This window comes from Methylophaga sp. UBA5088, from assembly GCF_002414625.1.
Lineage (GTDB): Bacteria > Pseudomonadota > Gammaproteobacteria > Nitrosococcales > Methylophagaceae > Methylophaga > Methylophaga marina.
The window spans coordinates 1-259 of sequence record NZ_DIAC01000135.1; the positions used below are offsets into that span (position 1 = coordinate 1).

Sequence of the window (259 nt, forward strand, 5' to 3'; positions counted from 1 at the left end):
GTACAGGGTCAGACTCGATTGGTTTTTGTAATGAACATTCATGTTTAATGCAGGCTTGCTTTAGCTTTTCAAGACAGAAGTGATAATCCTCATCAGCCAGAAAAATAGGCTCTCGATTATTGCCTCGAATAATCACATGTTGAGGATGATCGGGAATAACAAAACCAGGCAAGCGAGCCATTGTTCAATCCTTGAATAATGAGAATAGTTTGAGTCTAAATAACTTTATCCCCTACATCAATCATACCAATCGAGTCTG

At 38.6% G+C, this 259-nt stretch carries 1 pseudogene; it reads right to left on the reverse strand.

The features are described from left to right. Nucleotides 1-181 (reverse strand): annotated as a pseudogene (locus tag B4K20_RS16830) (hypothetical protein); the annotation flags it as partial. Between the last annotated feature and the right edge of the window lie 78 nt (nucleotides 182-259).